General features: G+C 61.1%; 21 protein-coding genes. 4 read left to right on the plus strand and 17 right to left on the minus strand.

Annotated features, from left to right (window positions below; all coding sequences use genetic code 11):
• The first annotated feature begins 23 nt into the window (after positions 1-23).
• Positions 24-1,202 (plus strand): nicotinate phosphoribosyltransferase, encoded by a 1,179-nt coding sequence (pncB, locus tag LD28_RS0102225; protein WP_033135396.1) that lies wholly within the window; start codon positions 24-26, stop codon positions 1,200-1,202.
• Positions 1,203-1,274: 72 nt separating this feature from the next.
• Here the strand turns inward: pncB and LD28_RS0102230 are convergent, their stop codons facing one another.
• The 9 genes from LD28_RS0102230 to rph form a co-directional block, all read right to left on the minus strand.
• Positions 1,275-1,883, minus strand: coding sequence for a thiol:disulfide interchange protein DsbA/DsbL (locus tag LD28_RS0102230; protein WP_033135397.1), 609 nt, complete (start codon positions 1,881-1,883; stop codon positions 1,275-1,277).
• Positions 1,884-2,019: 136 nt separating this feature from the next.
• Positions 2,020-3,009: a serine/threonine protein kinase gene (locus tag LD28_RS0102235; RefSeq protein WP_033135398.1), complete on the minus strand. Its 990-nt coding sequence runs from the start codon at positions 3,007-3,009 to the stop codon at positions 2,020-2,022.
• A 103-nt stretch (positions 3,010-3,112) separates the two neighbouring features.
• Complete coding sequence (ccoG, locus tag LD28_RS0102240; protein ID WP_033135399.1) at positions 3,113-4,564, minus strand: cytochrome c oxidase accessory protein CcoG; 1,452 nt, start codon at positions 4,562-4,564, stop codon at positions 3,113-3,115.
• 155 nt (positions 4,565-4,719) lie between these two features.
• On the minus strand, positions 4,720-4,983 hold the full coding sequence (locus LD28_RS0102245) for a YihD family protein (RefSeq protein ID WP_033135400.1): 264 nt from the start codon (positions 4,981-4,983) through the stop codon (positions 4,720-4,722).
• A gap of 30 nt (positions 4,984-5,013) precedes the next feature.
• The gene (locus tag LD28_RS0102250) at positions 5,014-6,168 is read right to left on the minus strand and encodes a GGDEF domain-containing protein (RefSeq protein WP_033135401.1); all 1,155 of its coding nucleotides are present in this window, start codon (positions 6,166-6,168) and stop codon (positions 5,014-5,016) included.
• Between the two features lie 83 nt (positions 6,169-6,251).
• On the minus strand, positions 6,252-6,641 hold the full coding sequence (gene cueR, locus LD28_RS0102255) for a Cu(I)-responsive transcriptional regulator (protein ID WP_033135402.1): 390 nt from the start codon (positions 6,639-6,641) through the stop codon (positions 6,252-6,254).
• Positions 6,642-9,071 carry a heavy metal translocating P-type ATPase gene (locus tag LD28_RS0102260; RefSeq protein ID WP_033135403.1) on the minus strand — a complete coding sequence of 810 codons (2,430 nt, stop codon included), beginning with the start codon at positions 9,069-9,071 and terminating at the stop codon, positions 6,642-6,644.
• Between the two features lie 180 nt (positions 9,072-9,251).
• Positions 9,252-9,905, minus strand: a complete 654-nt coding sequence (gene pyrE, locus LD28_RS0102265; RefSeq protein WP_033135404.1) for an orotate phosphoribosyltransferase — start codon at positions 9,903-9,905, stop codon at positions 9,252-9,254.
• Positions 9,906-9,987: 82 nt separating this feature from the next.
• A complete protein-coding gene (gene rph / locus LD28_RS0102270; protein WP_033135405.1) occupies positions 9,988-10,704 on the minus strand; it encodes a ribonuclease PH in 717 nt (238 codons plus the stop codon).
• Positions 10,705-10,851: 147 nt separating this feature from the next.
• Between rph and LD28_RS0102275 the strand changes: the two genes are divergently transcribed.
• Positions 10,852-11,715: a YicC/YloC family endoribonuclease gene (locus LD28_RS0102275; RefSeq protein ID WP_033135406.1), complete on the plus strand. Its 864-nt coding sequence runs from the start codon at positions 10,852-10,854 to the stop codon at positions 11,713-11,715.
• A 113-nt stretch (positions 11,716-11,828) separates the two neighbouring features.
• Here the strand turns inward: LD28_RS0102275 and LD28_RS0102280 are convergent, their stop codons facing one another.
• Complete coding sequence (locus LD28_RS0102280; RefSeq protein WP_033135407.1) at positions 11,829-12,734, minus strand: LysR substrate-binding domain-containing protein; 906 nt, start codon at positions 12,732-12,734, stop codon at positions 11,829-11,831.
• Between the two features lie 120 nt (positions 12,735-12,854).
• Between LD28_RS0102280 and LD28_RS0102285 the strand changes: the two genes are divergently transcribed.
• Positions 12,855-13,982, plus strand: coding sequence for an S-(hydroxymethyl)glutathione dehydrogenase/class III alcohol dehydrogenase (locus tag LD28_RS0102285; protein WP_033135408.1), 1,128 nt, complete (start codon positions 12,855-12,857; stop codon positions 13,980-13,982).
• 48 nt (positions 13,983-14,030) lie between these two features.
• On the plus strand, positions 14,031-14,867 hold the full coding sequence (fghA, locus tag LD28_RS0102290) for an S-formylglutathione hydrolase (RefSeq protein ID WP_033135409.1): 837 nt from the start codon (positions 14,031-14,033) through the stop codon (positions 14,865-14,867).
• Positions 14,868-14,923: 56 nt separating this feature from the next.
• Here the strand turns inward: fghA and LD28_RS0102295 are convergent, their stop codons facing one another.
• From LD28_RS0102295 to ebgR, 7 genes are all read right to left on the minus strand, one after another.
• Entirely contained in the window at positions 14,924-15,877 is a 954-nt protein-coding gene (locus LD28_RS0102295) for a bile acid:sodium symporter family protein (RefSeq protein ID WP_033135410.1), read from the minus strand.
• 295 nt (positions 15,878-16,172) lie between these two features.
• Entirely contained in the window at positions 16,173-17,618 is a 1,446-nt protein-coding gene (locus tag LD28_RS0102300; protein WP_033135411.1) for an amino acid permease, read from the minus strand.
• A 175-nt stretch (positions 17,619-17,793) separates the two neighbouring features.
• Positions 17,794-18,132 carry a tRNA-binding protein gene (locus LD28_RS0102305; RefSeq protein WP_005342042.1) on the minus strand — a complete coding sequence of 113 codons (339 nt, stop codon included), beginning with the start codon at positions 18,130-18,132 and terminating at the stop codon, positions 17,794-17,796.
• Positions 18,133-18,245: 113 nt separating this feature from the next.
• Positions 18,246-19,691 carry an amino acid permease gene (locus tag LD28_RS0102310; RefSeq protein WP_033135412.1) on the minus strand — a complete coding sequence of 482 codons (1,446 nt, stop codon included), beginning with the start codon at positions 19,689-19,691 and terminating at the stop codon, positions 18,246-18,248.
• Between the two features lie 103 nt (positions 19,692-19,794).
• Positions 19,795-20,250: a beta-galactosidase subunit beta gene (locus tag LD28_RS0102315; protein ID WP_033135413.1), complete on the minus strand. Its 456-nt coding sequence runs from the start codon at positions 20,248-20,250 to the stop codon at positions 19,795-19,797.
• Positions 20,247-23,321 (minus strand): beta-galactosidase subunit alpha, encoded by a 3,075-nt coding sequence (gene ebgA, locus LD28_RS0102320; RefSeq protein ID WP_033135414.1) that lies wholly within the window; start codon positions 23,319-23,321, stop codon positions 20,247-20,249. The genes LD28_RS0102315 and ebgA overlap by 4 nt, the downstream gene beginning before the upstream one ends.
• Positions 23,322-23,632: 311 nt before the next feature.
• Positions 23,633-24,598, minus strand: coding sequence for a transcriptional regulator EbgR (gene ebgR, locus LD28_RS0102325; protein ID WP_033135415.1), 966 nt, complete (start codon positions 24,596-24,598; stop codon positions 23,633-23,635).
• Positions 24,599-24,787: the final 189 nt, after the last annotated feature.

Genomic DNA, 24,787 nt, shown 5'->3' on the forward strand with positions numbered 1-24,787 from the left:
CGCCCGCCTGCGGGGAGTCTGATATGCCACCCATACTCACCAGCCTGCTCGACACCGATGCCTACAAGCTGCATATGCAGCAGGCGGTGTTCCATCGCTATCCGGATGCCGAGGTGGTGGCTGAATTCCACAGCCGCAACGAAGAGGATCTGCTGCCCATGATGGGGCAGATCGAGGAGCAACTGCGCCTCGCCGGATCCCTGCGACTGACCAAGCCAGAGCTCGATTTTCTGGCCGAGCGCCCCTTCTTCACCCCTGACTACCTCGACCACCTGCGCCGCAAGCCGCTCGATGCCTCCCTGCTCAAGGTGTTCGAGCAGGATGGCCGCATCAATGTGCGGGTCGAAGGAACCTGGCAGGATGTGATCCTGTGGGAGATCCCGGTGCTCGCCATCATCAGCGAGATGCGCAACCGCTTCCGCTACCCCCAGTTCGGCGTCAGCCACGCGCTGGAGCGGCTCGATCAGAAGATCGACAAGCTGGAGCAGGAGCTGAGCAGCGACGAGATGAGCGAGTTCAACCTCATCGACTTCGGTACCCGTCGCCGCTTCTCCCACGCGGTGCAAGATGCGGTGGTGGGTCGCCTCAAGGAGCGGCTGCCGGCGTTTCGCGGCACCAGCAACTACCTGCTGGCCCAGAAGTACAAGCTGCCCGCTGTCGGCACCCAGGCCCACGAGTGGTTCCAGGCCCACCAGCAGCTCGGCTTCCCGCTGGAGCACAGCCAGCGCGCCGCCCTCACCAGCTGGCTGGACGAGTTCACCGACCATCTCGGCATTGCCCTGACCGACTGCATCACCATGGATGCCTTCCTGCGTGACTTCGACTTCGAGCTGGCCAGCAGCTATCAGGGCTTGCGCCACGACTCCGGCGATCCTGTGGTGTGGGGTGAGAAGGCGATCAGCCACTATCAGCGCCTCGGCATCGACCCCACCGACAAGACCCTGGTCTTCTCCGACGGGCTCAATCTCGACAAGGCGGTGCAACTGTTCCGCCACTTCCGTGGCCGCATCAACACCAGCTTCGGCATCGGCACCAAGCTCACCTGCGATCTGCCCGGTGTCAGTCCGATGAACATCGTCTTCAAGCTGATGGAGTGCAACGGCGGCCCGGTCGCCAAGATCTCCGACAGCCCGGGCAAGACCCTCTGCCGGGATGCGGAGTTCATCCGCCACCTCAAGCAGGCGTTCCACGTCGGGGTCTGATCTTTCAGCGTGCCAGAAAACAAAAAGCCCGCCGGTTTGCACCGGCGGGCTTTTTTATCGACTCAAGGGGTATCAGTCTTTTTTGGCCAGCAGGAACTGCACCAGCTGGTTGAACTGCTCTTGAGATGTGATGGATTCAATCTTCACCATGTACTTGCCGTTCACCAGGAAAGCCGGCACACCGCGAATGTTGTAGCTCTCGGTGTTGCGATCGAACTGGGAGACCATGCCGGAGACGGCGAAGCTGTCGACTGCACCGGCAAACTCGTCAGCCGGTACGCCGTTGTCCACGAAGATCTGCTTCACGTCATCACGGCTCATCGGCGGCTGACGCTGGGTGTGGATCTTGTTGAAGATGGCCGGGGTCAGCTTGGTTTCAGCGTTGAGCAGGCTGGCGACGGCGTAGGCACGCTGCATCTCCGGACCCATTTCGCGGCCGAGGAAGGCAACCGGGTTCTTCTTCAGGGTAACGTCTTTCGGCAGACCGGCTTGCAGTTGCTCAACGATCGGCTCGAAGGTAGCGCAGTGCGGGCAGTAGTAGGAGAAGAACTCCATCACTTCCGGCTGGGCGGTACCAGTCTGTTTGACCACATCGTAGTTGACGCCTTCCTTGAACTCGGGGGCGGCGTGAACCATGGGGATCATCAGCATGGCAGCAAGGAAAAATAGAACTTTTTTCATGATGTTTCCTGTTAAGGGATCACTGTGAGGCACGCCCGGCGAACCGAAGCAGTGCCAAGCCTATTGTTTCGCCATCCCGCAGTCAATGCCCAATAAGGTCCATCACCCGGCACTGGCTGACCTCTCTCCCGTCACCTTACCACCCCGGCATCAGGGTCAACGGCGGTGCCTTGAGCGCTTCCAGCTGTTCGTGCAGGGTGGCGATTTGCTGGCGCCAGTAGTGATCGGTATTGAACCAGGGGAAGTGACGGGGGAAGGCGGGATCTTCCCAGCGCCGCGCCAGCCAGGCAATGTAGTGGACGATGCGCATCGCTCGCAGCGGCTCGATCAGCGCCAGCTCCCGCGAGTCGAACTCCATAAACTCCTCGTAACCCGCCAGCAAGGTGTCGAGCTGGATCTGCTGCTCGTGGCGCTCGCCGCTCAGCATCATCCAGAGATCCTGAATCGCGGGGCCGGTGCGGCAGTCATCGAGGTCGACAAACATGGGGCCATCGCGCCAGAGGATGTTGCCCGGGTGGCAGTCGCCATGCAGCGAGATCTGCGCCACATCCAGCGTCATGGCGTCACTGACATGTTTGATCAGCTCGTCGAGCACCCCGAAAAATTGCTTCGCCAGTCCGCTCGGCAGCCATTCGCCGGACGCCAACAGCTGACGCGGTTCGTGCAGCATGCTCTCCACATCGAGTCGCACCCGATGGTGAAACGGCTTGCTGGCACCGATCTGATGGATCCGGCCGAGAAAACGCCCCACCCACTCCAGCTGGTCGAGGTTGTCCACCTCGAACTGGCGGCCACCAACGCTCTGCCAGATGGCAAAGGGGTAACCCTCGTGCTCCAGCAGGGTCTCGCCTGCGAAGGCGAGCGGTGCGGCGACCGGGATCTCCGCCTCCGCGAGACGGGTGGCAAACTCGTGCTCCTCGAGGATCTGGGCCCGGCTCCAGCGGCCGGGACGGTAGAACTTCACCACATAGCGGCGACGATCCTCATCCTGAAACTGGTAGACCCGGTTTTCGTAGCTGTTGAGCTCGATAAGGCCGGAGTCGAGTCGCAGGCCGCTGAGATCGAGCGCATCCATGATGAGGTCGGGATTGAGGTCGGAATAGTTGAAACGCATGTCATCCACCATAAGAAAGGGGCGCCGTTGCGCCCCATTCTATCACTACTACCCGGCATTACCGTGCTCGCTGGTGACCGGATGTATGTAACCCCCGGCCCGCCGCCGCAAGCGGTCACAACCGGCTGATAAACTTGCTGCCCTGGCGCAGGTTGCCCTTGCTGTCATCGGGCGCCGCCCCCTCCCGCTTCAGCACGAACTGGATATCCAGCGTCGGCCGCTTCAGGTTATAGGGATCGACCGCCAGACTGACCGGCAGGGTGTAGATTTCGCCCGCCTTCAGGGTCACTGCACGGGGGCCGAACCACTGATACTCGGGCAAGCCCTCCACATCCAGCTGGTAGGTCTGGGACTGCAGGGTCTTGTTGAGGATCTTGAGGGTGTAGGTGTTCTCGATCAGCCCCTCGCTGTTCTCACGAAACAGCTGGTTGCGATCCCGCAGGATATCGAGCCCCATCGGCATGATGGACATGGCGTTGTAGACAAACACCCCCAACATCACCGCCATCACCAGCCCGTAGCCAATCAGCTTGGGCCGCGCCACATGGGTGGAGTCGTTGGCCAGCTTGTGCTCTGTGGTGTAGCTGATGAGCCCTTTCGGATAACCCATCCGCTCCATGGTCTGGTCGCAGGCATCGACGCAGGCACCGCAGTTGATGCACTCGTACTGCAGGCCGTCGCGGATATCGATGCCGGTCGGGCAAACCTGCACGCAGAGGTCGCAGTCGATACAGTCACCCAGCCCCATCGCCTTGGGGTCTGCCTTGCGGGAGCGGGCACCACGGGTTTCGCCACGCTTGGTGTCATAACCGACGATGAAGGTGTCCTTGTCGAACATGGCGGACTGGAAGCGGGCATAGGGGCACATGTGGATACACATGATGGCGCGCATCCAGCCCGCGTTGCCGTAGGTGATGATGGTGAAGAAGAGCACCCAGAACAGCACCCAGCCCCCCGCCTGCAGGGTGAAGAAGTCCGGTATGAGACGGGTGACATCCTGGAAGTAGGCGACGAAGGTGAGACCGGTCACCAGCGAGATCGCCAGCCAGGCCAGGTGCTTGCCCCCCTTGCGAGCCAGCTTCTCGCCGCTCCAGGGCGCCTCGTCCAGCTTGCGCCGCTTGTTGGCGGGCCCTTCCAGCTTCTCTTCAAACCAGATGAACATGAAGGTCCAGACCGTCTGTGGGCAGAGATAGCCGCACCAGACCCGGCCAAGGAAGGTGGTCACGAAGAAGAGGGCGAAGGCGGCAATCATGAAGAGCCAGGCGAGCAGGGTCAGATCCTGCGGCCAGATGGTGGCGCCAAAGATATGGAACTGCTGATGACCGAGGTCGAACAGCACCGCCTGTCGCCCCTCGTAGCGCAGCCAGGGCAGCAGCACGAAGAGGGCAACGAAGAACCAGCCCATCCCCTTGCGCACCCGCTGCCAGTAACCTTTCTGGGCCCGCACATAGATGCGGTTGCCCGGGTTGAATCTGTCGTCGCTGGCTTTGAACGTATTGGGGTTGAAAGTCCCGGTTACATCCTTGTCGGTAACGTCCTTGATATCGATTTTATCGTGATCGGCCATTGCAAGACATCGCTCCCTTATTTGTTATGGAGCGGATTATATCTTAAACAGCATGCTAATTGTGTGGATTAGATGTATCTAATATTGGCGTTTGATCCCAATTTTCGGCAACAAAAAAGCGCATCACCCCGAGGTGATGCGCTTCCACTAAAGATTCACTTGATTCCGCGCGCCTTGAGCAGTGCCTCTTTGAAATCGGGCACATGATCCTTGGCCAGACCGGGGATCATCGCCTGCTTGTCGGACTCCCGCATTTTGAGGTGATAGATCAGCATGTCGTCGGTCAGCTCGGACAGAGGACCTTCAAATCCCGCTTCGTTGGCCAGTTTGGCAACAAACTGCACCAGGCTGAGATCCTGTTCCTTGATCCAGGCAGGCTGCAACAACTCCAGCAGCTCTTCGATACGATGACATTGCATAGACAACCTCTTTAATCTGTCACGTTAAACTCAGGCAACCTTACCCATCAAGGCTACTTCGATTCGATCCCGCCCATTATGCTTGGCCTGATAGAGGGCCGCATCCGCTTTTTGGATCAAATCGGCGATTTTCATGCTGTTATCCGGTATCAGTGTCGCAACACCAAAACTACATGTGACCCGACCGGAGACCAGTGACTTCTGGTGCGGGATGGCCAGCGCCTTGAGGGATTGCCGCACATTGTCCGCCACCTGCAACGCCCCCTGCATGCCGGTGCAGGGCAGCAGCAGGGCGAACTCCTCGCCCCCGTAACGGGCGGCCAGATCGTCCTCGCGCCGCTCCACCTCGGCCAACAGACCCGCCACCTGCTGCAGACAATCATCCCCCAGCTGATGGCCGTAGAGATCGTTGAACTGCTTGAAGTAATCCACATCCACCAGCACCAGCGACAGCGGCACCCGGGCACGATGACAGCGGCGCCAGGCCCGTTCCAGACAGTCGTCGAGGTGGGCACGGTTGGCGATGCCGGTCAGGCCGTCGAGGCGGGAGGTGAGGCGCAGATGCTCCGAGACCACCTTCAACTCGGCCACCAGTTCGGCGTTGGAGAAACGGTGATGGAGCGAGGCAATCTGATCCCGCCGCATCCGGCGCAGCAGGGTCGGCAGGAAGACGAACAGATAGCCCGCCAGCATGCAGGAGACAATCCGCTCCTGTTCGTTGCCCGCCCCCAGCTCGAACAGCATGGCCATCCCAAGCGGCAATACGGAACCATAGAGGGTGCGGCGACTGCCAAACAGCATGATGGCGCCGCCCGTAAGAATGAGGCTGGAGAGCATCATCATGGCGGCCCGATAGGTATCGGGCAGCTTGTCCATGTAGAGCAACACCCCCAGCGCCCAGATGATGGAGGTGATGGTGGCCCCGATAAAGAGCTCGTGCTCCAGCACTGACAGCGGCGTCTGCTGCAAGCGGGATTGCCGCCAGCGCAAGTGCCAACCCCGGCCAAGCAGCCACAGGAAGATCCCAGCCAGCCAGCCGAGCGCTTCACTGGCGGGCAGATAGTCGTGAAACAGCAGGCTCCAGCCAAATGCCAACACGCCCAGGCAGGGGAGACTGAACGATGCGTGGGTATAGAGCTGGACCATGATGGCCTGCCTGACCTGGCGTGTCACACTCTGGGTCAACTGAGTACTCCTGTACAAGAGCCAAGCAGTCTAGCACTACCCCCTGACGGGCAACAATAAAGCCTCTTTTATTAAGCTGTTACTCAACCACGCTCCAGCTCGTCGAGGATCGGGCACTCGGGATTTTGGTCACCGTGGCAGCAGCCGACCAACCCCTCCAGCGAGCTGAGCATCGCTTGCAGCCCGGCGATACGCGCCCGCAGATCGACGATCTTCTCCTGCGCCAGCTTCTTCACCTGGGCGCTGGTTCTGTGCTCGTCACGGTAGAGCGCCAGCAGCTCCTGGCACTCCTCCAGATTGAAGCCGGTCTCCCGCGCGCGCTTAACGAAGCGCAGCTCCCGCAGCGCCCTCTCGGTGTAGCTGCGATAGCCGTTATCACTGCGTACCGGGGCCGAAATCAGGCCGATGCTCTCGTAGTAACGAATGGTCTTGGCGGTCAGCCCCGTGGCCTTGGCAACCTTGCTGATGTTCATTTATGCCTCCTTATTCATCTGATTGGATGCTGGCCCGTGCACCGCCCTGGGCTGCCAGCGTTTCAATAACAGGGAATTGCTTAACACCGTGATGCTGCTCAGGGCCATGGCCGCTCCCGCCAGCTCGGGGCTGAGGTAGCCCAGCGCCGCCAGCGGAATGCCGATGATGTTGAACACGAAGGCCCAGAACAGATTCTGCTGGATGGTGCGCCAGGTCGCCGCCGAGATATCGATGGCATCGGCCACCAACCGCGGGTCAGATCGCATCAGCGTGATGGAGGCGGTCTCCATCGCCACGTCGGAGCCGGAGCCCATGGCGATGCCGACATCCGCTGCCGCCAGCGCCGGGGCGTCGTTTACCCCGTCCCCCACCATGGCCACCAGCCCACGGGTTTGCGCCCGCAGCGCCTCGACCTTCTCCACCTTACCGGCTGGCAGCACGGAGTCAAAGGCCCCGTCCAGCCCCAGTTTGGCGGCGATATGGGCCACCGGTGCTGGCGCATCGCCGCTCACCAGCCAGCTGGCGATACCGCGCTGGCGCAGGGTGGCGATGGCTTCCGGACTCTCGGGGCGCAGGGTATCGGCCAGTGCGGCGATACCGGCCACCACGCCGTCGATGGCGACCCAGACCCGGGTCGCGCCATCGGCGGGCTGTTCATCCTGTTGCGGCTGATCAATGCCGAGCTGGGCCAGCAGGGATCCATTACCGATAGCGACCCTGTGGCCCGCCACCTGACCGACAATACCGGCACCAACCCGCACCTCGACCGCTTCCGGCTGGGGCAGCACCACCCCTTTGCCGACCGCCTCGCGCATCGCCAGCGCCAGCGGGTGTTCACTCGCCTGCTGCAGGGCGGCGGCGAGACGCAGTTGCTCGTCGTTGCCACTCCAGCTCGCCAGCACCGGCCGCCCCTGGGTCAGGGTGCCAGTCTTGTCGAAGATAAGCGCCTTGATGGCGTGGGCCTTCTGCAGGGTATCCACATCCTTGATCAGAATGCCGTGGCGCGCCGCTACCCCGGTGCCGGTGACAATGGCCGCTGGGGTCGCCAACCCGAGGGCACAGGGACAGGCGATCACCAACACCGCCACCGCAGCCAGCAGCGCCTGACCGAAGTCGTTGCTGATGGCGTACCACACCAGCAGGGTGAACAGGGCGATGGCCATCACTACCGGTACGAACACGGCGGAGACCTTGTCTACCAGCTGTTGCAGCGGCGCCTTGCCCATCTGGGCGCTCTCCACCAGCGCGATGATCTTGCTGAGGCTGGAGTCCTCCCCCACGGTAGTAGCTTCGATCTCCAGCACGCCGGAGCGGTTGATAGCGCCGCCCAGCACCTTGTCCCCCACACTGCGCGGCACCGGCAGGCTCTCGCCGGTGAGGATCGACTCGTCCAGCTCGCTGGCGCCGCTCACTATCCTGCCATCCACCGGCACCCGCTCACCCACCAGCACCCGCAGCCGATCGCCGCGCAGCACCTCGTCGATGGCAACGCTCTGCCATGTATCGCCGCGCCAGACGGAGGCGGTTTCCGGCCGCAGCGCCATCAGTTCGCGAATGGCGGACTGGGTGCTGCGTCTGGCGCGAGCTTCCAGCAACTTGCCGAGGGAAATCAGGGTAATGATGATGGCGCTCGCCTCGAAATAGAGCTTGCCGCTGGCGGCCATCCCCAGGTTAAGCAGCAGATAGAGACTGTAGAAGTAGGCCGCACTGGTGCCGGTCGCCACCAGCACATCCATATTGGCCGCGCGGTTCTTGAGGGCGAGCCAGGCGCCGCGATAGAAGCGGGCGCCGATCCAGAACTGTACCGGGGTGGCGAGCAGCAGCTCCAGCCAGGCAGGCAGATGCCAGGGGAACAACCCGGCCATGGCCAGCATCCCCACCAGCAGCGGCAACGTCAGCAAAGCCGAGGCGATGACCCGGGTTTGCGCCTGACTGGCAGTGGCGGCCTCCTGCTCTTCCCGCTCCAGCAACTGCTGGCGACGGCCGCTGGCGGAACCCTGCGCCAGCTGAGCGCCAAAACCGAGCGCTTCGATCTGCTCGCGCAAAGCGGCAGGCGTCTGCATCCCGGGAACCAGCACGATACGGGCCTGTTCGATGGAGAAGTTGACCTCGGCGGAGATCACGCCGGGCAGCGCCGCCAGCATTTTGTTCAGTCGAGCCGAACAACCAGCACAAGTCATACCGGTAATTTGAAACAAAAAGGTCTCGCTACCGTAGTCATAACCCTGACTTTTGATGCTGTCGAGCACCTCAGGCAGACGGTCGGGGCTGGCCAGCTCGATGGCCGCCTGCTCCAGCGCGAAATTGACGGTCGCCGATACCCCCTCCAGTTTGTTGAGGGCGGTCGTGATGCGGCTGGCGCAGTTGGCACAACTCATACCAGTGAGCGGCAACTGCAGATGAATCGGTGATTGAAGATGAGTAGTCATTTTGTTCCTCCCCGGAACCAGTCGGCCAGAGTTGTGCGCCGACCAGCAAACCCTAACCTTTACTGTAAGGGTAAGCTCAAGCCACATGATCCCTTTTTGCAGATGAAAAAAACGACGCCCGTTTGCTGCCAGAGAGCAAACGGGCGCCACATTCAGCTATTGCGCGGTGTGAGCGGCGACTCAGATGCCGTACTGGGCGCGATAAGCCTTCATCGCCGTCAGTTGTGCCGCCAGCTCCGGCTGTTCGGCCTGCTTCTCTTCCAGATACTGGATCAGGTCACTCATCTGGATGATGGCGATGATGTGGGCGCCGTAGTCACGCTCCACTTCCTGAATGGCGGAGAGCTCGCCCTTGCCCTTCTCCTGACGGTCCAGCGCGATCAGCACGCCCGCCAGCGAGGCGCCGTTGGCCTGGATCAGATCCATGGATTCGCGAATGGCGGTGCCGGCGGTGATGACGTCATCTACCAGCATGATGCGCCCCTTGAGCGGGCTGCCCACCAGATTGCCACCCTCGCCGTGATCCTTGGCCTCCTTGCGATTGAAGCACCAGGGCACGTCCACATCGTGCTGCTCCACCAGCTGTACCGCGGTGGCGGAGGCGATGGGGATCCCCTTGTAGGCCGGGCCAAACAGCACATCGAACTCGATGCCGGCATCCATCAGGGCGGCGGCATAGAAGCGGCCGAGACGGGCCAGATCGCGGCCGCTGTTGAACAGACCGGCGTTGAAGAAGTAGGGGCTTTTACGACCGGATTTCAGGGTAAATTCACCGAATTTGAGGACCTGCTTCTCCAGGGCGAACTCGATAAATTGACGCTGGTAGGCTTTCATTCTGGCTCCTTGCTTGGCTTGTCGTTGTCTTGTGTGGGGGTATAAAAAAACGCGGTCAATGCCGCGTTTTTCAAAACAGAAATTAGGAGAGCGACTGCTTCTGCAGCGCAATGATCTCTTCAATGCCGCCCTTGGCGAGCCCCAGCATCGCCAGCAGCTCCTCATGGGTGAAGGGCTCGGCCTCCGCGGTGCCCTGCACCTCGATGATGCGACCATCTTCGGTCATCACCACGTTCATGTCGGTCTCGGCGGCGGAGTCTTCGATGTACTCCAGATCGCAGATGGCTTCGCCCTGATACATGCCGACGGAGACGGCGGCGATCATCTGCTTGAGCGGGCTCTGCTTGATCATGCCCTTCTCGACCATCCAGTTCAGCGCATCCACCAGCGCCACGCAGGCACCGGTAATGGAGGCGGTGCGGGTGCCGCCATCGGCTTGCAGCACGTCACAGTCAACGGTGATGGAGTGCTCGCCCAGCGCAGTCAGGTCTACCGCGGCGCGCAGGGAGCGGGCGATCAGACGGGAGATCTCCAGAGTACGGCCACTCTGCTTGCCGGAAGCCGCTTCGCGGTTCATGCGGGAGTGGGTAGAGCGCGGCAGCATGCCGTACTCGGCGGTTACCCAGCCCTGGTTCTTCCCTTTCAGGAAGCGCGGCACGCTGGTGTCGACGCTGGCGGTGCAGAGCACGCGAGTGTTACCGAACTCCACCAGCACTGAGCCTTCTGCATGTTTGGTGAAATTGCGGGTAATGGTAACCGGGCGAAGTTGCGCGGCACTGCGATCGCTTGGACGTGACATGGAACGGACCTCTGGGCTGGCTCAAATTGGCGAAGGAGTATAAGTCATTAGGCCCCAAATATCAGCCGCTAAAACCACGGCATCGGCTGACGAGCAGGGCCGGGCTGAGTATACTGGCCGCACACTTCATCAAGCCCGGAACAATCAATGATTCACAGCATGACCGCCTACGCCCGCAAGGAATTCAAGGGCGACTGGGGCACAGCCGTTTGGGAAATTCGTTCGGTAAACCAGCGCTATCTGGAGACCTACATTCGCCTGCCGGAGCAACTGCGCAGCCTGGAGCCGGTACTGCGTGAGCGTTTCCGCGCCAAGCTGCAGCGCGGCAAGGTGGAGTGCAACCTGCGTTTCGAGGCCGCTCAGGCCGCAGCCAGCCAGCTGCACATCAATGAAGAGCTGGCCAAACTGATCATCGACAGCGCCAACTGGGTAATGAAAGAGGCGGGTCAGGGCCAGCTCAATCCGGTCGATGTACTGCGTTGGCCGGGCGTCATGGCTGCCGCAGAGCAGGACATGGACGCGGTCGCCACCGAGCTGCTCGGCGGTTTTGACCAGACCATGGAAGATTTCCTCGCCTCCCGCGCCAGCGAAGGGGCCAATCTCAAGGCGCTGATCGAGCAGCGTCTGGCCGGTATTCAGGTGGAAGTGAAGAAGGTGCGCGTCCATCTGCCGCAGATCATCGAGTGGCAGCGCCAGAAGCTCACCGACCGTCTGGCCGAAGCCAAGGTGGAGCTGGATCCGGCCCGCATCGAGCAGGAGATCGTGATGCTGGCCCAGAAGATCGACGTGGCCGAAGAGCTGGATCGTCTGGAGATGCACATCAGCGAAACCAACAAGATCATGAAGAAGGGTGGTGCCTGTGGCCGTCGCCTTGACTTCATGATGCAGGAGTTCAACCGCGAGTCGAACACCCTCGGCTCCAAGTCCATCAACGCCGAAGTGACCCAGTCCGCCGTCGAGCTGAAGGTCCTCATCGAGCAGATGCGCGAGCAGATCCAGAACATAGAATGATGGGTCGCTGACTATCCGGTTGTTGCCTGCAAAAGAGCCCTTGATTCCTCAAGGGCTCTTTTATTTTCAGGTCATCGCGTTTGTCGCCAGTGAGTCAACGGGCGGGGAACGCCCTAGCCTATCGGCATCACCAGCGCCGGTTGGTGAGGGTCGCTCAGTCGCTCGGCCAGATAGTCCACCAGCAGCCGCACCTTGGGGGAGAGGTGGCGGTTGTGGGGATAGAGGGCCCAGATCCCCTCCGCCGGGGCCCGCAGTTCGGGCAGCAGCTCGATCAGATCCCCTCGGGCCAGATGGTCGCTCACGTAGTAGTCCGGCAGCTGGATGATGCCAATCCCCTTGAGCGCCGCATCCAGCAGGGCGTGGCCGCTGTTGCACTGCAACAAGCCGCGCACCCGCACGCTGTGGGGGCGGCCATCCAGAGTGAAGTGCCACTCGTCACTGTTGCCCACCAGACAGGTGTGGCGAGTCAGCTCGGAGAGGCTGTTGGGCATGCCATGGCGGGCGGTGTAGGCGGGTGAGGCGCAGACATAGGGCACCCGCTGCGCCAGCTTGCGCGCCACCAGCGTCGAATCCTTGAGGTGACCGAGCCGCAGCGCCAGATCGTAGCCTTCGTGCACCAGATCCAGCAGCTGGTTGGTGAGGTTGAGGGTCACCTCCAGTTGGGGGAAACGCACCATGAAGTCGTTCACCAGCGGGGCGATGCGGCTCTCGCCGTAGGAGACGGGGGCCGTGATGCGCAGCGACCCTTGCGGCACCGCCTGATGGCGCCCCACCGCCAGCTCCGCCTCGTAGAGGTTGTCGAGCAGCTGACGACAGTGGCGATAGTAGATCTCGCCAAGCTCGGTGAGCCGCACTTGGCGGGTGGTGCGCAGCAGCAGCTTGGCCTGTAGCCGATCCTCCAGCTGTGCCACCTGCCGGCTGACCTGCGCCACCGACACTCCCAGCTTGCGCGCCGCCGGGGTAAAGCCCCCCTGCTCCGCCACACTGACAAATTCACAGATCCCTTCCCAGCCGAACATTATTACCTGTGTGTAAAAGTGATTTGAGATTTGCCCTCATTATCACCAAATCGGCGGGAAACTACACTGAATGTCCGAACTCATCTCTGTTCACCCTGCTCAACAAGAAGGATGTCATTCATGGCACAGGTTCAAAGCATCAAGTGTAAAGCCGCCATCGCCTGGGGCCCGGGTCAGCCCCTCTCCATCGAAGAGGTCGAGGTCATGCCGCCACAAGCGGGCGAGGTGCGGGTGCGCATCGTCGCCACCGGCGTCTGCCACACCGATGCCTTTACCCTCTCCGGTGAGGATCCGGAAGGGGTCTTCCCCTGCATTCTCGGCCACGAAGGGGGCGGCATCGTCGAATCCGTCGGCGAAGGGGTCACCAGCGTCAAGGTGGGCGATCACGTGATCCCGCTCTACACCCCCGAGTGCGGCGAGTGCAAATTCTGCAAATCCGGCAAGACCAACCTCTGCCAGAAGATCCGTGCCACCCAGGGCAAGGGGCTGATGCCGGACGGCACCACCCGCTTCTCGAAAAATGGCCAGCCCATCTATCACTACATGGGCACCTCTACCTTCAGCGAATACACGGTACTGCCGGAGATCTCCATCGCCAAGGTGGACCCGGCCGCCCCGCTGGAAGAGGTCTGCCTGCTCGGCTGCGGCGTCACCACCGGCATCGGTGCAGTGATGAACACCGCCAAGGTGAAAGAGGGTGAGAGCGTCGCCATCTTCGGGCTGGGGGGCATCGGCCTCTCGGCGGTGATCGGTGCCCGTCTGGCCAAGGCCGGTCGCATCATCGCCATCGACATCAACGAGAGCAAGTTTCCGCTTGCCCGCAAGCTGGGCGCCACCGACTGCATCAACCCGAACGACTACGACAAACCGATTCAGGAGGTGATCGTCGAGCTGACCGATGGCGGCGTCGACTTCTCGTTCGAGTGCATCGGCAACGTCAAGGTGATGCGTGCGGCGCTGGAGTGCTGTCATAAGGGCTGGGGCGAGTCGGTCATCATCGGCGTGGCCGGAGCGGGTCAGGAGATCAGCACCCGTCCGTTCCAACTGGTGACAGGTCGGGTCTGGCGCGGCAGCGCCTTCGGCGGGGTACGCGGTCGCAGCGAACTGCCGAGCTATGTGCAGCGCTACATGCAGGGTGAGTTCCGCCTCGATGACTTCATCACTCACACCATGGCGCTGGAGCAGATCAACGACGCATTTGATCTGATGCACCAAGGCAAGAGCATCCGCAGCGTCATCCACTACTGAGCATGATCACCCCGCCCGCCATCGTGGGCGGGGTGCAGGAGTCCTTCGATGAATCTGGAGATTATCAGCAGCAACAAGAGCTTCGGCGGCTGGCACAAGCGATATCGCCACAGCTCCACCGTGCTCGGCTGCGAGATGAATTTTGCCATCTATCTGCCGCCCCAGGCTCTCACCGGCCAGAAGGTGCCGGTGCTCTACTGGCTCAGCGGCCTCACCTGCACCGATGAGAACTTCATGCAGAAGGCGGGGGCCCAGCGCATCGCCGCCGAGCTCGGCATCGCCATAGTGGCGCCGGACACCAGCCCTCGCGGCGACGGCGTGGCCGACGATCCCGGTTATGACCTCGGCATGGGAGCAGGCTTTTACGTCAATGCCAGCCAGAGCCCCTGGCAGGCGCACTACCAGATGTATGACTACGTCACCCGCGAGCTGCCTGACTTGATAGAGACCCACTTCCCGGTCTCGACCCGACGCGCCATCAGTGGCCACTCCATGGGCGGTCACGGTGCGCTGATCGCCGCGTTGCGGGAGCCCAGTCGCTACCGCTCGGTGTCGGCGTTCAGCCCCATCTGCCACCCGAGCCGCTGCCCCTGGGGCCAGAAGGCGCTTGGCGCCTATCTCGGCAGCAATCCTCTGCTGTGGCAGGAGTGGGATGCCTGCCAGCTGCTGCGCCACCAGCCGGTCACGCCGCTGCCCACCTTGGTAGATGTGGGGCTGGATGATCCTTTCCTCGCCGAACAGCTGCATATTGATGCGCTGGCCGATGCGGCGGCCAGCAATGAGTGGCCGCTGGAGCTCAACCGCCACGAAGGCTATGACCACAGCTACTACTTCGTGGCGAGCTTTATCGAGGCGCACCTGCGCTTTCACGCCCGCCACCTCTGATCAACACAGGCCCGTGACGGGCCTGTTTCAGTCGGAGTTGTGGTGATCGGGCGAAGTCAGCCTTGCTGCTGCTCGTGGTAACGACGGGCCAGCACGGCGCAGACCATCAGCTGGATCTGGTGGAAGATCATCAGCGGCAGCACCATCACCCCGACGCTGGCAGCCGGGAACATGACGTTGGCCATCGGCACCCCGTTGGCGAGGCTCTTCTTGGATCCACAGAAGACGATGGTGATCTCGTCCGCCTTGTCGAAGCCGAGGCGACGGCTGATCCAGACGTTCCAGCAGAGCACCAGCGCCAGCAAGACGCAACTCAGCAGCACGATACTGGCCAGATCGTACCAGCCTACTTGATGCCAAATCCCCTGCACCACCGCCTCGCTGAAGGCGACATAGACCACCAGCAGGATGGAGCTCTGATCCAGCTTGCCGATCATTGGGCGATGGCTGTCGACCCAGCCGCCGATCAGCGGGCGCGACAGGTGGCCCACCACAAACGGCAGCATCAGCTGCACCATGATCGCCTGAATAGAGTGCCAGGTGTCGATCCCCTCCCCCTGTACGTGGATCATCATCCCCACCAGCACCGGCGAGAGGAAGATACCGAGGATGCTGGATGCCGACGCGCTGCACACTGCCGCCGACACATTCCCCCCCGCCATCGAGGTGAAGGCGATGGCCGACTGCACGGTGGCAGGCAGGGCGCAGAGATAGAGGAAGCCGAGGTAGATGGCCGGGCTCAACCACTCGGGCACCAGCGGGGTGAGCAGCAACCCGAGCAGCGGGAACAGCACGAAGGTGCTGAGCATCACCACCAGATGGAGCCGCCAGTGGCCGAGGCCCGCCAGCAGGTTCTGGCGCGACAGCTTGGCACCATGCATGAAGAACAAGAGCGCCACCGCCAGCTTGGTCAGCAGACCGAACCAGACGGCCACCTGCCCCTCGCAGGGAAAGAGGGAGGCCAAGGTGACCACCGCAATCAGCACAACAGTAAAGGGATCCAGACGCACAGGGGGTCTCCATCAGCGGGCATCCGGCCTTCGTGGCGGAAGGTCAGGAGCGGGGAGGACAAGAAACACAACAGGAGGTGTCTGGCACCTCCCGTTGAAACGAACCTCCAGCTTACCCCGATATCGGAGAGGCGCAACGTTGAGTGGCGAATAATTGTTCATCAATGCTTAACGTCGTTGCACTATCGAACAACAAAAATTGACGACCAGACGGGCCTGACCGCCCCCCAACGGCGAGAAATGGATAAAAAAACGGGCGACCCAGGCCGCCCGTCTCGCTTTTTCGCTCAGCCGATCAGCGCTGGCTGGCCAGCTGGCCGTTGCCGCTTTTCTTGTCATTGCCACCGGGCTTGCGGGCCTGCCGCTTCTCGAAGCGGGAGATCCACCAGTAGGCCAACGCCGAGAAGACCGCGGTCATAAAGACGTTGATGAAGAAGGCGCGCACCAGATCCACCCCGCTCGGGAAGGCGGAGGCGCTCATGCTCACCACGAAGATGGTGATCAGCACCGATACCACTGCCATGCCGAACTTGCGCGATCCCATGCGGAAGTCGCGGGGGGTGTCGTCATGTTTCCAGCGGAACACGAAGTAGGCCACCATGATGAAGATCGGCGGCAGCATGGCGGTGCCGGCGGTGAGGTTGATGGCGGTGTTCATCATCTGCTGCACCGACTCGGAGCCGAAGCCGTTGACCACCAGCATCACGAACACGAAGACAAACTGCCACCAGGCGGCGCGCACCGGCACCCCGTGCTTGTTGAGGCGGGTGGTTTTCTCGCCGTAGACACCCTGCGGGATCTCGGAGAAGTGGATCTTCACCGGCGCCGAGGTCCACATCATCATGGAGCCGAACATGGCGATGAACAGCACGATACCGACCGCGCGACCCACCAAGGTCTCGGAAAGCCCGAAGTACTGGGCCATGCCGGTGAAGATCTCCACCATGCCACCGGCATAGGTGAGGCTCTCGCGCGGTACGAACACGTTCACCAGCAGGGAACCCAGCGCATACATGGCACCGATGACGATACCGGCGGTGATGATCACCTTGATAAAGGACTTCTGACCGCCCTTCACGTCATTGAGATAAGCCGCAGCGGTTTCAGCACCGCCCGCGGCCTGGAAGATCCAGCACATGATGCCGAGGGTCGCCCAGTTGACGGTGGGGGTCATCGCCTCCAGCGTGATCGGCTGGGCCGCCACATGGTCACCGCCGAGGGCCATCAGGGCGCCCAGCACATAGATGGCGAACAGGGCAAAGACGCCGTAGGCCACCAGCTCGGCAATCTTGCCAAGCCAGGTCGCCCCCTTGGTGGAGATATGGGTCGCCGCCGCAAACAGCACGATGGAGATGATCGAGGTGACGGTCGGCGAGAAACTGTACTCATAGCCCAGCATGGCGTAGGAGGCGTAGGCGATGACGTTCGGCAGCAGGGAGACGAACCAGAACAGGTTCACAAACCAGTAGAGGAAAGAGCCCAGATAGGCCATCCGGGTGCCGAGCGGCTTTTTCAGCCAGTCGTACATCCCCGACTCGGAATCTTTGTTGGCCGAGACGAACTCGGCAATGATGAAGACGAATGGCACAAAGTAGACGAGCGTAGCCAGCAGGAAGATGGGGGCGGAGCTGAGCCCCAGCTCGATGTTGTTATTGACGATGTTGCGCACGTTGAACACGGCGGCAAAGGTCATCGACAACAGGGCAAACTTGCCGATGGTGCCGCGTACTGATTCAGACATGATGTCCTCCGGTGGATTCACGCCCCTTCGCACGGGGGCGCTATGACTCTGAATGTGTTCGGCGCCAGCCTGCTGGCCGCGCCGTTTACTCTCTTGTTATGGTCAAACTGGCCGCTCGTGGCGGCCTTTCAGGCAAACCGGCGCACACTTGCTGCGCCAGTCTTCAATTCGTGATTCAGACGATCGGAGTACCCGGCGCCATCGGCACCCGGGGCTGCAGCAGCACGCTCTGGCTCTCGTCAGGGGTCTCGGCGCAGAGCAACATGCATTCGGAGCGCTCGCCGCGCATCTTGGTCGGCTTGAGGTTGGTCAGTACCACTACCTCGCTGCCCATCAGCTCCTCTTCGCTGTAGTAGGGCACCAGACTGGTGACGGTCTGCAGTGGCCGCTCGCCACCCACATCGATCTGGACGATATAGAGTTTGTCGGCCCCAGGGTGACGCACCACCTCCAGCACCTTGCCCACCTTCATCTCGACCCGTTTGAATTCGGCAAACTCGATCGTCTCACTCATTCCTTTCTCCTTGTGTTCGGTTCTTGTGCTCAATGGAGCAACGGGTAACGGGTGGCCACAGCCACCCGGTTGATCTCTCTTGGCCACGCGGGCCGGTTTGGTCAGGGTTATCGTCAGGATGCCCGGACGGAAATCTGGCTGGTCGGCTGGGCCTCTTTCACCCGTGCGTCAGCACTCAGGGAGGCTTCGTAGCGGTTGTACTTCCACCAGGCGAAACCGAGGAAGATCACGATCCCGCCGACGTTGTAGAAGACGATGGTCATGATGTCGGCGCCGGTCGGGAAGGTGGAGGCGAGGAAGCCCACCGAGAAGATGGCGATCAGCACCGAGACCACGGCGATGCCGGTGGTGCGCGAACCCATCTTGAAATCCCGCGGCAGGTGGTCGAGCTTCAGGCGCAGATTGAGGTAGGCCAGCATGATGAACAGCGGTGGCAGCATGGAGGCGGCAGCGGTCATGTTGATGACGGTGTTCATCAGATCCTGCGCGGTGTTGGAGCCCAGAGTCGGGATCACCATCAGCGGCAACACGATTAGGTACTGGATCCAGGCTGCACGGGCAGGCACGCCATTCTCGTTCAGCTCGACCGTCTTCTTGCCGAAGATGCCAGCCGGGATCTCGGAGAAGAAGATCTTCACCGGGGTGGCGGTCCACATCAGCAGGGAGCCGAACATGGCAGTGAAGGAGACCAGCCCCACGAAGCGGTTCATCAGAATCTCCGGCAAGCCGAAGTAAGCCGCCAGCCCCTCGAACACCTGCACCGAGCCGCCGGTATATTTCAGGGTGCCGCTCGGTACGAACACGTTGATCAGCAGGGAGGCGATGGAGTAGAGCACGCCAATAAAGATCCCGGCGATGATGATCACCTTGACGAAGGATTTGGAGCCGCCCTTCACATCATTGACGTAGACCGCCACCGACTCGGCGCCACCGGCCGCCATAAAGATCCAGGTGGTGATGCCCAAGAAGGCCCAGCTGAAATCGGGGATCATGGCCTCTACCGTGATGGGGTCGGCCGGTTGCACGCCGCCCACCAGTGCCGCACCCGCCAGCAGGATGTAGGAGAGGGTCAACAGCAGCATCAGGGAGGAGGTCACCGAGGTGATGGGGCCCAGCAGCTTGGCGCCGTTGGTGGAGACATAGGTGGCAAAGGCAAACAGCACCATGCTCAAGGCCGTGGTCGCCACCGGGGTGAGAATGTACTCGTAGCCGAGGAAGGCATAGGAGGCGTAGGCGATGACCCGCGGCAGCAAGGAGGTGAAGAAGAAGAGGTTCACGAACCAGTAGGTGTAGGCGGAGATAAAGGCCCAGCGCCCGCCGAGGGAGCTCTTCACCCAGGCATAGACGCCCGCTTCGGAGTTTTTGTTCAGTGACACAAATTCCGCAATGATGAGGCAGAACGGAATGAAGTAGAAAATGGTGGCCAGAAAGAACATCGGGGCCGAGGCCAGACCGATCTCGATGTTGTTGTTGATGACGTTGTTGAAGCTGAATACCGCCGCGAAGGTGAGCGACAGCAAACCGAACTTGCCTATCGTATTCCGTTTGGAATCAGACATGGTGCATCTCCAGACCTGTAGTTATTGCCGCGAAAGGGCGGGGCGTGGGTTGTAGGGTGAGCCCCGCCCTTCCGGCTTTTATCAGTGCAGAACCAGCGGCTTGTTATTTGTTCTTGAAGTAGCCGCCTTCGACGGTGACCTTGATGATCACCTTGCGCACCGGCCCGTCGCCGACGAACCGGTAAGCCTCGTCGTTCTCGAAGATCACCACCTGACCGTTGCCGACCTTCTGGCGCTCACGCACCTCGCCAGCCAGCCACTCGCGGTCGGTGGTGTCGTCATAGCCCTGCTCGACCCGCAGCTCGCTCTTGGCAGCCCACTCCACCGTCTCTTCCCCTTCCAGGTAGTAGTGGATGTCGAAGTAGCGGCGCTGCCCCTCGAACAGGGAGGTGGCCGGGCTGGCCCCCTCCTGCAAGCGGTAGGTGAGGGAGTCACCGATGGAGTGACAGATGCCGGGCTTGAGGTTTGGCAGGTTGTTGATGGCCTCCACGCAGCGGCCCCACTTCTTGCCCTCCCGGTAGATGTTTTTGAACAGGGTCAGGTTGTCCAGGGTGATCATGCGAGGTTCCTCCCGCCGTTGATGGTGAGATCGAGCCCGGCCAGCGCAGCCGGATTGAGGTTGCCACGGGCAATGGGCAGCAGGGTCAGGCCGAAGCTGAACGGCTCGAAGCGCACCCGCCAGGAGTCCAGCACCTCGGAGCCCCAGGAGTTGGAGCCCAGCCCCAGCACCTTGTGATCCAGATTGAGGGTGAGGTAACCGCTCGGCTCCAGCTCGTTGATGTGCTGCGCCGCGTGGATATGCTCCCAGCTGTAGGGCCAGACGCTCAGGTTGATGGGGGCATCGGGCCGCACGTAGAGACCGCCGCCGTGACGGTTGGTCAGGGTCGCCCAACGCACCTGCTGGCGGTTGCCGTTGTCCTGCGGGAAGGGGTAGTGCTCCCACATCTCGCCCACCGTGCTGTTGAAGCGGTCGATCCAGTTGCTCTGGCGGCTGTCCTGATAGTTCTCGCCCGGGCCCATGCCGTAGTAGTGCACCCGGTCGAGATCCTGACGAATGCCCAGCTCGAAGCCGATCTTGGGGATGATGTCGTCATAGCCGCCGTAGGGCTGACCGGAGAGGGCCACATGCAGCTGACCGTTCGGGCTCAGGGTGTAGACGTAGCGGCAGCGCATGCCGAAGTCGAACACCGGCGGCGCGATCAGGCTCTCTACCGTCACCTCGACCGCGTCATCCAGCTGGCGCCAGCTCAGGGTGCGGAAGTGCTCCTGCATGATCTGCAGGTGGTTCGGGTGCCACAGACTCTCGTACTCCTGCTTGTGGTTGTCGATCATCGGCTTGAAGAAGGTGAGGCGCGGCGCCCGCTCAATGAGCTCATTGCCATCCTGCTGCCAGCTCACCAGCTTGCCGTCGAGGCGCGAGAAGCGCAGGGCAAAGCCGCTGCCGCTCAAGGTCAGGTCAAGCCGTTCGTCAGCGATCTGCAACGCCGTGGCGTTGGGATTGGCAAAGGGCTGCAGCTGACGAGTCGACTCTTTCAGCTGGAACTGGTACTGGCCCAGCTCGTGCTCCGCCGCGCTATAGCGAGTGGCGGTGGCCTTGATGACCCGCAGCTGGACGAAGGTTTCCCGCCCATCGAGGGATGGCAGTTCGAGTTGCAGATCTGTGGTGGCACCGGGGGCAATTCCTTCCAGCCGGATTTGCTGGCTGGCCAGCAGCTCGCCCTCCGCCTTCACTTCAACCAGCAGGCGGATGTCGTCGAGATTGGAGAACCAGTAGCGGTTTTCCACCGCCAGCTTGCCGCTGGCCAGATCCAGCGCGCGCACCTTGACCGGGCAGATCACCTGCTTGTATTCGCGCAGGCCAGGCCCCGGGGTCTGATCCGGGTAGATGAGGCCATCCATGCAGAAGTTGTAGTTGTTGGGGTAGTCGCCGTAGTCGCCGCCGTACTTGTAGACGGGGCGGCCCTGCTCGTCCTGATCCAGAATGCCGTGATCGCACCACTCCCAGATGTAGTGACCCTGAATGTGGGGATGACGGTCAAACACCTGCTGGTATTCGCTGAGGCCACCCGGGCCGTTGCCCATGGCATGGGCGTATTCGCAGAGAATGCGCGGCTTCTCCATCGGGAACTCGCCGAAGCAGTTCATCTGGGAGACGCGGGAGTACATGGTACTCACCACATCCACTACCTCGGCATCGCGATCCTCTTCGTAGTGCACCAGCCGGGTCGGGTCGATCGCCTTGCAGCGGTGGTACATGGCTCTGATGTTGCAGCCGTAGCCGGACTCGTTGCCCAGCGACCAGATGATGATGGAGGGGTGGTTCTTCTGGGCGTGAACATGGCGCTCGATGCGATCCACGAACACCGGCTCCCAGAAGGGGGCGTCGGTGATGCGGCTGAGATCACCGACGTTGGCAAAACCGTGGGTCTCTACGTCGGTCTCCGCCATCACGAACAGACCGTACTGGTCGCACAGCTCGTAGAAGCGCGGGTCATTCGGGTAGTGGGCGGTACGTACCGAGTTGAGGTTGTGCTGCTTCATCAGCACGATATCGCGTTCAACACGGTCCATGCCGACGGCGCGACTCTTGAGGTGGTCGTTGTCGTGGCGGTTCACCCCGTGCAGCTTGAGGTAGTGGCCGTTGACGTAGAAGAGGCCATCTTTGACCTTGATTTCACGCACCCCGACCCGCTGCGGGATCACTTCCAGCAGCTCGCCCTGAGCGTTGTAGAGGGAGAGTTGCAGCTGGTAGAGGTAAGGATCTTCGGCGCTCCACAGATGGGGATTGGCCAGATCCAGCGTGAAGCGGCAATCACACTTGCCGTCGATGGCGAGATGGTCGAGCGAGCCGCTGGCGATCTCGCTGCCTTGATCCAGCAGGGACCAGACCAGACGGTGATCACGGGCAGGTGCACCCAGATTCTCCAGCTGGATATCGCAGCTCAGGGTAGCGCTCTGGTTGTCATCGGCCAGCGCGGTGCGGATGAAGAAGTCCTGCACATGGGCGGCCGGTTTGCCCACCAGATAGACGTCACGGAAGATCCCTGCCATCCACCACATGTCCTGATCTTCGATATAGGTGGAGTCAGCCCACTGCATCACCCGTACTGACAGCAGGTTCTCGCCAATGTTGGCGTAGGCACTGATATCGAACTCGGCGGTGAGGCGGCTCCCCTTGCTGAAGCCGACATACTGGCCGTTCACATAGACCTCGAAGTAGGTCTCCACTCCGTCAAACTTGATGATTACCTGCTCGCCATCCCAGGCCGGGCTCAGCATAAAGCTGCGCTGATAGGCACCGGTGGGGTTGTTGGTCGGCACGAAGGGCACGTCGATGGGGAAGGGAAAACCTTCGTCGGTGTACTGCAGCTGGCCATGTCCTTCCATCTGCCACATGTTGGGCACGGTGATCTGGCCCCACTCGCTCATGGGGCTGTGATAGAAGGCCTCCGGCACCTGCAAGGGGTGCTCGAAGTAGTGGAACTGCCACTGACCGCTCAAGGAGAGAAAGCGGCGGCTCAGCTCGCGCTGCATGGTGGCCGCCGCAACGCGATCGGCATAAGAGAAGAAGTAGGCGCGTGGAGCCAGCCTGTTTTCACCAACGAATTGAACGTTTTCCCAGTTATTCACATGTCCTCCCGGAACAAGGCAACTTTGACTGGGTAAACTTTAGATAAACATTTACTAAATGTCAGTGAATGATCGGTAAATTTTTAACCTGATCACACCCGGTGACCCACTTTGTGAGCCACCTCGGATTACGGGTTTAACACACATCAAAAAGAACAAATATGGCACAGTTATTGACTAACGGATCCATAGCGAGATATTAATGCGCTAATTTTAAAGGTTTTTTTAAAAAAGAGGGGGAATATAGGTGAGGTAGGCGACATCATGCATGTGCCATGATGTCGCCAAAATAACGCAGAGTTTTAGTAAAACTAACGGGTCGTACCACGCAGAGTCAGGCGACTTGGTACCAGTACCCGGAGGGGGATCTCACGCTCATCACGCAGCCGCTCGACCAGCAGATTGACCCCTTGGGAGCCCATCAACTCGGAGTGGATCCGCACCGTAGAGAGCGGCGGGAAGGTGAACTTGGCGGTCGGGATATCGTTGACGCTGATAAGCTCAATCTGCTGGGGAATGGCTAGCCCCTTCTCGTGGATGGCACGCAGCACCCCGATGGCGATGGAGTCGGAGGCGACAAACAACGCCTTGGGCCAATCCCCTGCCAACATCTCTTTTGCCAGCCGATAGCCAGAGGCACTGGAGAAGTCGCCGCGATAGAGATCGCTCTCCTGCACCACCCCCAGCCGCTGGCCATAATCCATAAAAGCCAGTTCACGCAGATCCGGGTTCTCATCCTGACCACCGATATAGCCGATGCGCTGGTGCCCCTGCGCGATAAAGTAATCCACCACTTGCTGGCTGATGAGGGCGAGATCCACATCGACCGAGTCAAACTCCTCCATGGCACGAGAATCGACAAAGACCAGCATGCTGGAGCAGGTCCGCAGCTGTGCCAGACGCTCGGCAGAGAGACTCCCCACCACCAGGATACCGTCCACGGCGGTCAGCTCGCGCCCTTCGCCACAGCTGTAGAAGTGAGTCAGCTCGATATTGAGGCGGGCACTCTGGGTCTCGATGCCATATCGGATAGCAAGATAGTAGGGGTCATTGACCTCGGTACTCTGCGGGTAGGAGTAGACCACCAGAAAGTGCAGTTTGCTCTTTTGAATCCCCTTGCGGGCACTGCTGGTCTTGTACTCCAGCCGTTCGGCAATCTCGAAGATCCGCTGCTTGGTCTCTTCCTTGACGCTCAGGCTGGGATCCTCGTTCAGCACCCGGGATACCGTGGCGAGCGAAACCCCCGCCTCCTGTGCAATTTCCTTCAACGTAGCCATCAATACCTCGCTGGCAGCATCACGTGTTAATCGGTAACGGCTAAAGAGTAACGGGCAATGTCTTGATAGCCCAGCATTTTTACTAAAATGCGGGCAGGAAAGCGGGTTAGGGAACGCAGAAATGCAAAAAGGCCTCCCGAATGGGAGGCCTCTTCTAAATAGGTGCCTGACAGTGTCCTACTCTCGCAT

It is taken from the genome of Aeromonas finlandensis, assembly GCF_000764645.1.
GTDB classification, from domain to species: domain Bacteria; phylum Pseudomonadota; class Gammaproteobacteria; order Enterobacterales; family Aeromonadaceae; genus Aeromonas; species Aeromonas finlandensis.

What these genes read in the sequence shown, in the direction of transcription:
- cueR (WP_033135402.1), bottom strand. Translation starts at nt 6,641, where the DNA reads ATGAACATCAGCAAGGTTGCCAAGGCCACGGGGCTGACCGCCAAGACC.
- rph (WP_033135405.1), bottom strand. Translation starts at nt 10,704, where the DNA reads ATGTCACGTCCAAGCGATCGCAGTGCCGCGCAACTTCGCCCGGTTACC.
- LD28_RS0102280 (WP_033135407.1), bottom strand. Translation starts at nt 12,734, where the DNA reads ATGTTCGGCTGGGAAGGGATCTGTGAATTTGTCAGTGTGGCGGAGCAG.
- fghA (WP_033135409.1), top strand. Translation starts at nt 14,031, where the DNA reads ATGAATCTGGAGATTATCAGCAGCAACAAGAGCTTCGGCGGCTGGCAC.
- LD28_RS0102305 (WP_005342042.1), bottom strand. Translation starts at nt 18,132, where the DNA reads ATGAGTGAGACGATCGAGTTTGCCGAATTCAAACGGGTCGAGATGAAG.
- LD28_RS0102230 (WP_033135397.1), bottom strand. Translation starts at nt 1,883, where the DNA reads ATGAAAAAAGTTCTATTTTTCCTTGCTGCCATGCTGATGATCCCCATG.
- LD28_RS0102300 (WP_033135411.1), bottom strand. Translation starts at nt 17,618, where the DNA reads ATGTCTGAATCAGTACGCGGCACCATCGGCAAGTTTGCCCTGTTGTCG.
- LD28_RS0102310 (WP_033135412.1), bottom strand. Translation starts at nt 19,691, where the DNA reads ATGTCTGATTCCAAACGGAATACGATAGGCAAGTTCGGTTTGCTGTCG.
- pncB (WP_033135396.1), top strand. Translation starts at nt 24, where the DNA reads ATGCCACCCATACTCACCAGCCTGCTCGACACCGATGCCTACAAGCTG.
- LD28_RS0102245 (WP_033135400.1), bottom strand. Translation starts at nt 4,983, where the DNA reads ATGCAATGTCATCGTATCGAAGAGCTGCTGGAGTTGTTGCAGCCTGCC.
- pyrE (WP_033135404.1), bottom strand. Translation starts at nt 9,905, where the DNA reads ATGAAAGCCTACCAGCGTCAATTTATCGAGTTCGCCCTGGAGAAGCAG.
- LD28_RS0102235 (WP_033135398.1), bottom strand. Translation starts at nt 3,009, where the DNA reads ATGGTGGATGACATGCGTTTCAACTATTCCGACCTCAATCCCGACCTC.
- LD28_RS0102285 (WP_033135408.1), top strand. Translation starts at nt 12,855, where the DNA reads ATGGCACAGGTTCAAAGCATCAAGTGTAAAGCCGCCATCGCCTGGGGC.
- LD28_RS0102275 (WP_033135406.1), top strand. Translation starts at nt 10,852, where the DNA reads ATGATTCACAGCATGACCGCCTACGCCCGCAAGGAATTCAAGGGCGAC.
- ebgR (WP_033135415.1), bottom strand. Translation starts at nt 24,598, where the DNA reads ATGGCTACGTTGAAGGAAATTGCACAGGAGGCGGGGGTTTCGCTCGCC.
- LD28_RS0102315 (WP_033135413.1), bottom strand. Translation starts at nt 20,250, where the DNA reads ATGATCACCCTGGACAACCTGACCCTGTTCAAAAACATCTACCGGGAG.
- LD28_RS0102260 (WP_033135403.1), bottom strand. Translation starts at nt 9,071, where the DNA reads ATGACTACTCATCTTCAATCACCGATTCATCTGCAGTTGCCGCTCACT.
- ccoG (WP_033135399.1), bottom strand. Translation starts at nt 4,564, where the DNA reads ATGGCCGATCACGATAAAATCGATATCAAGGACGTTACCGACAAGGAT.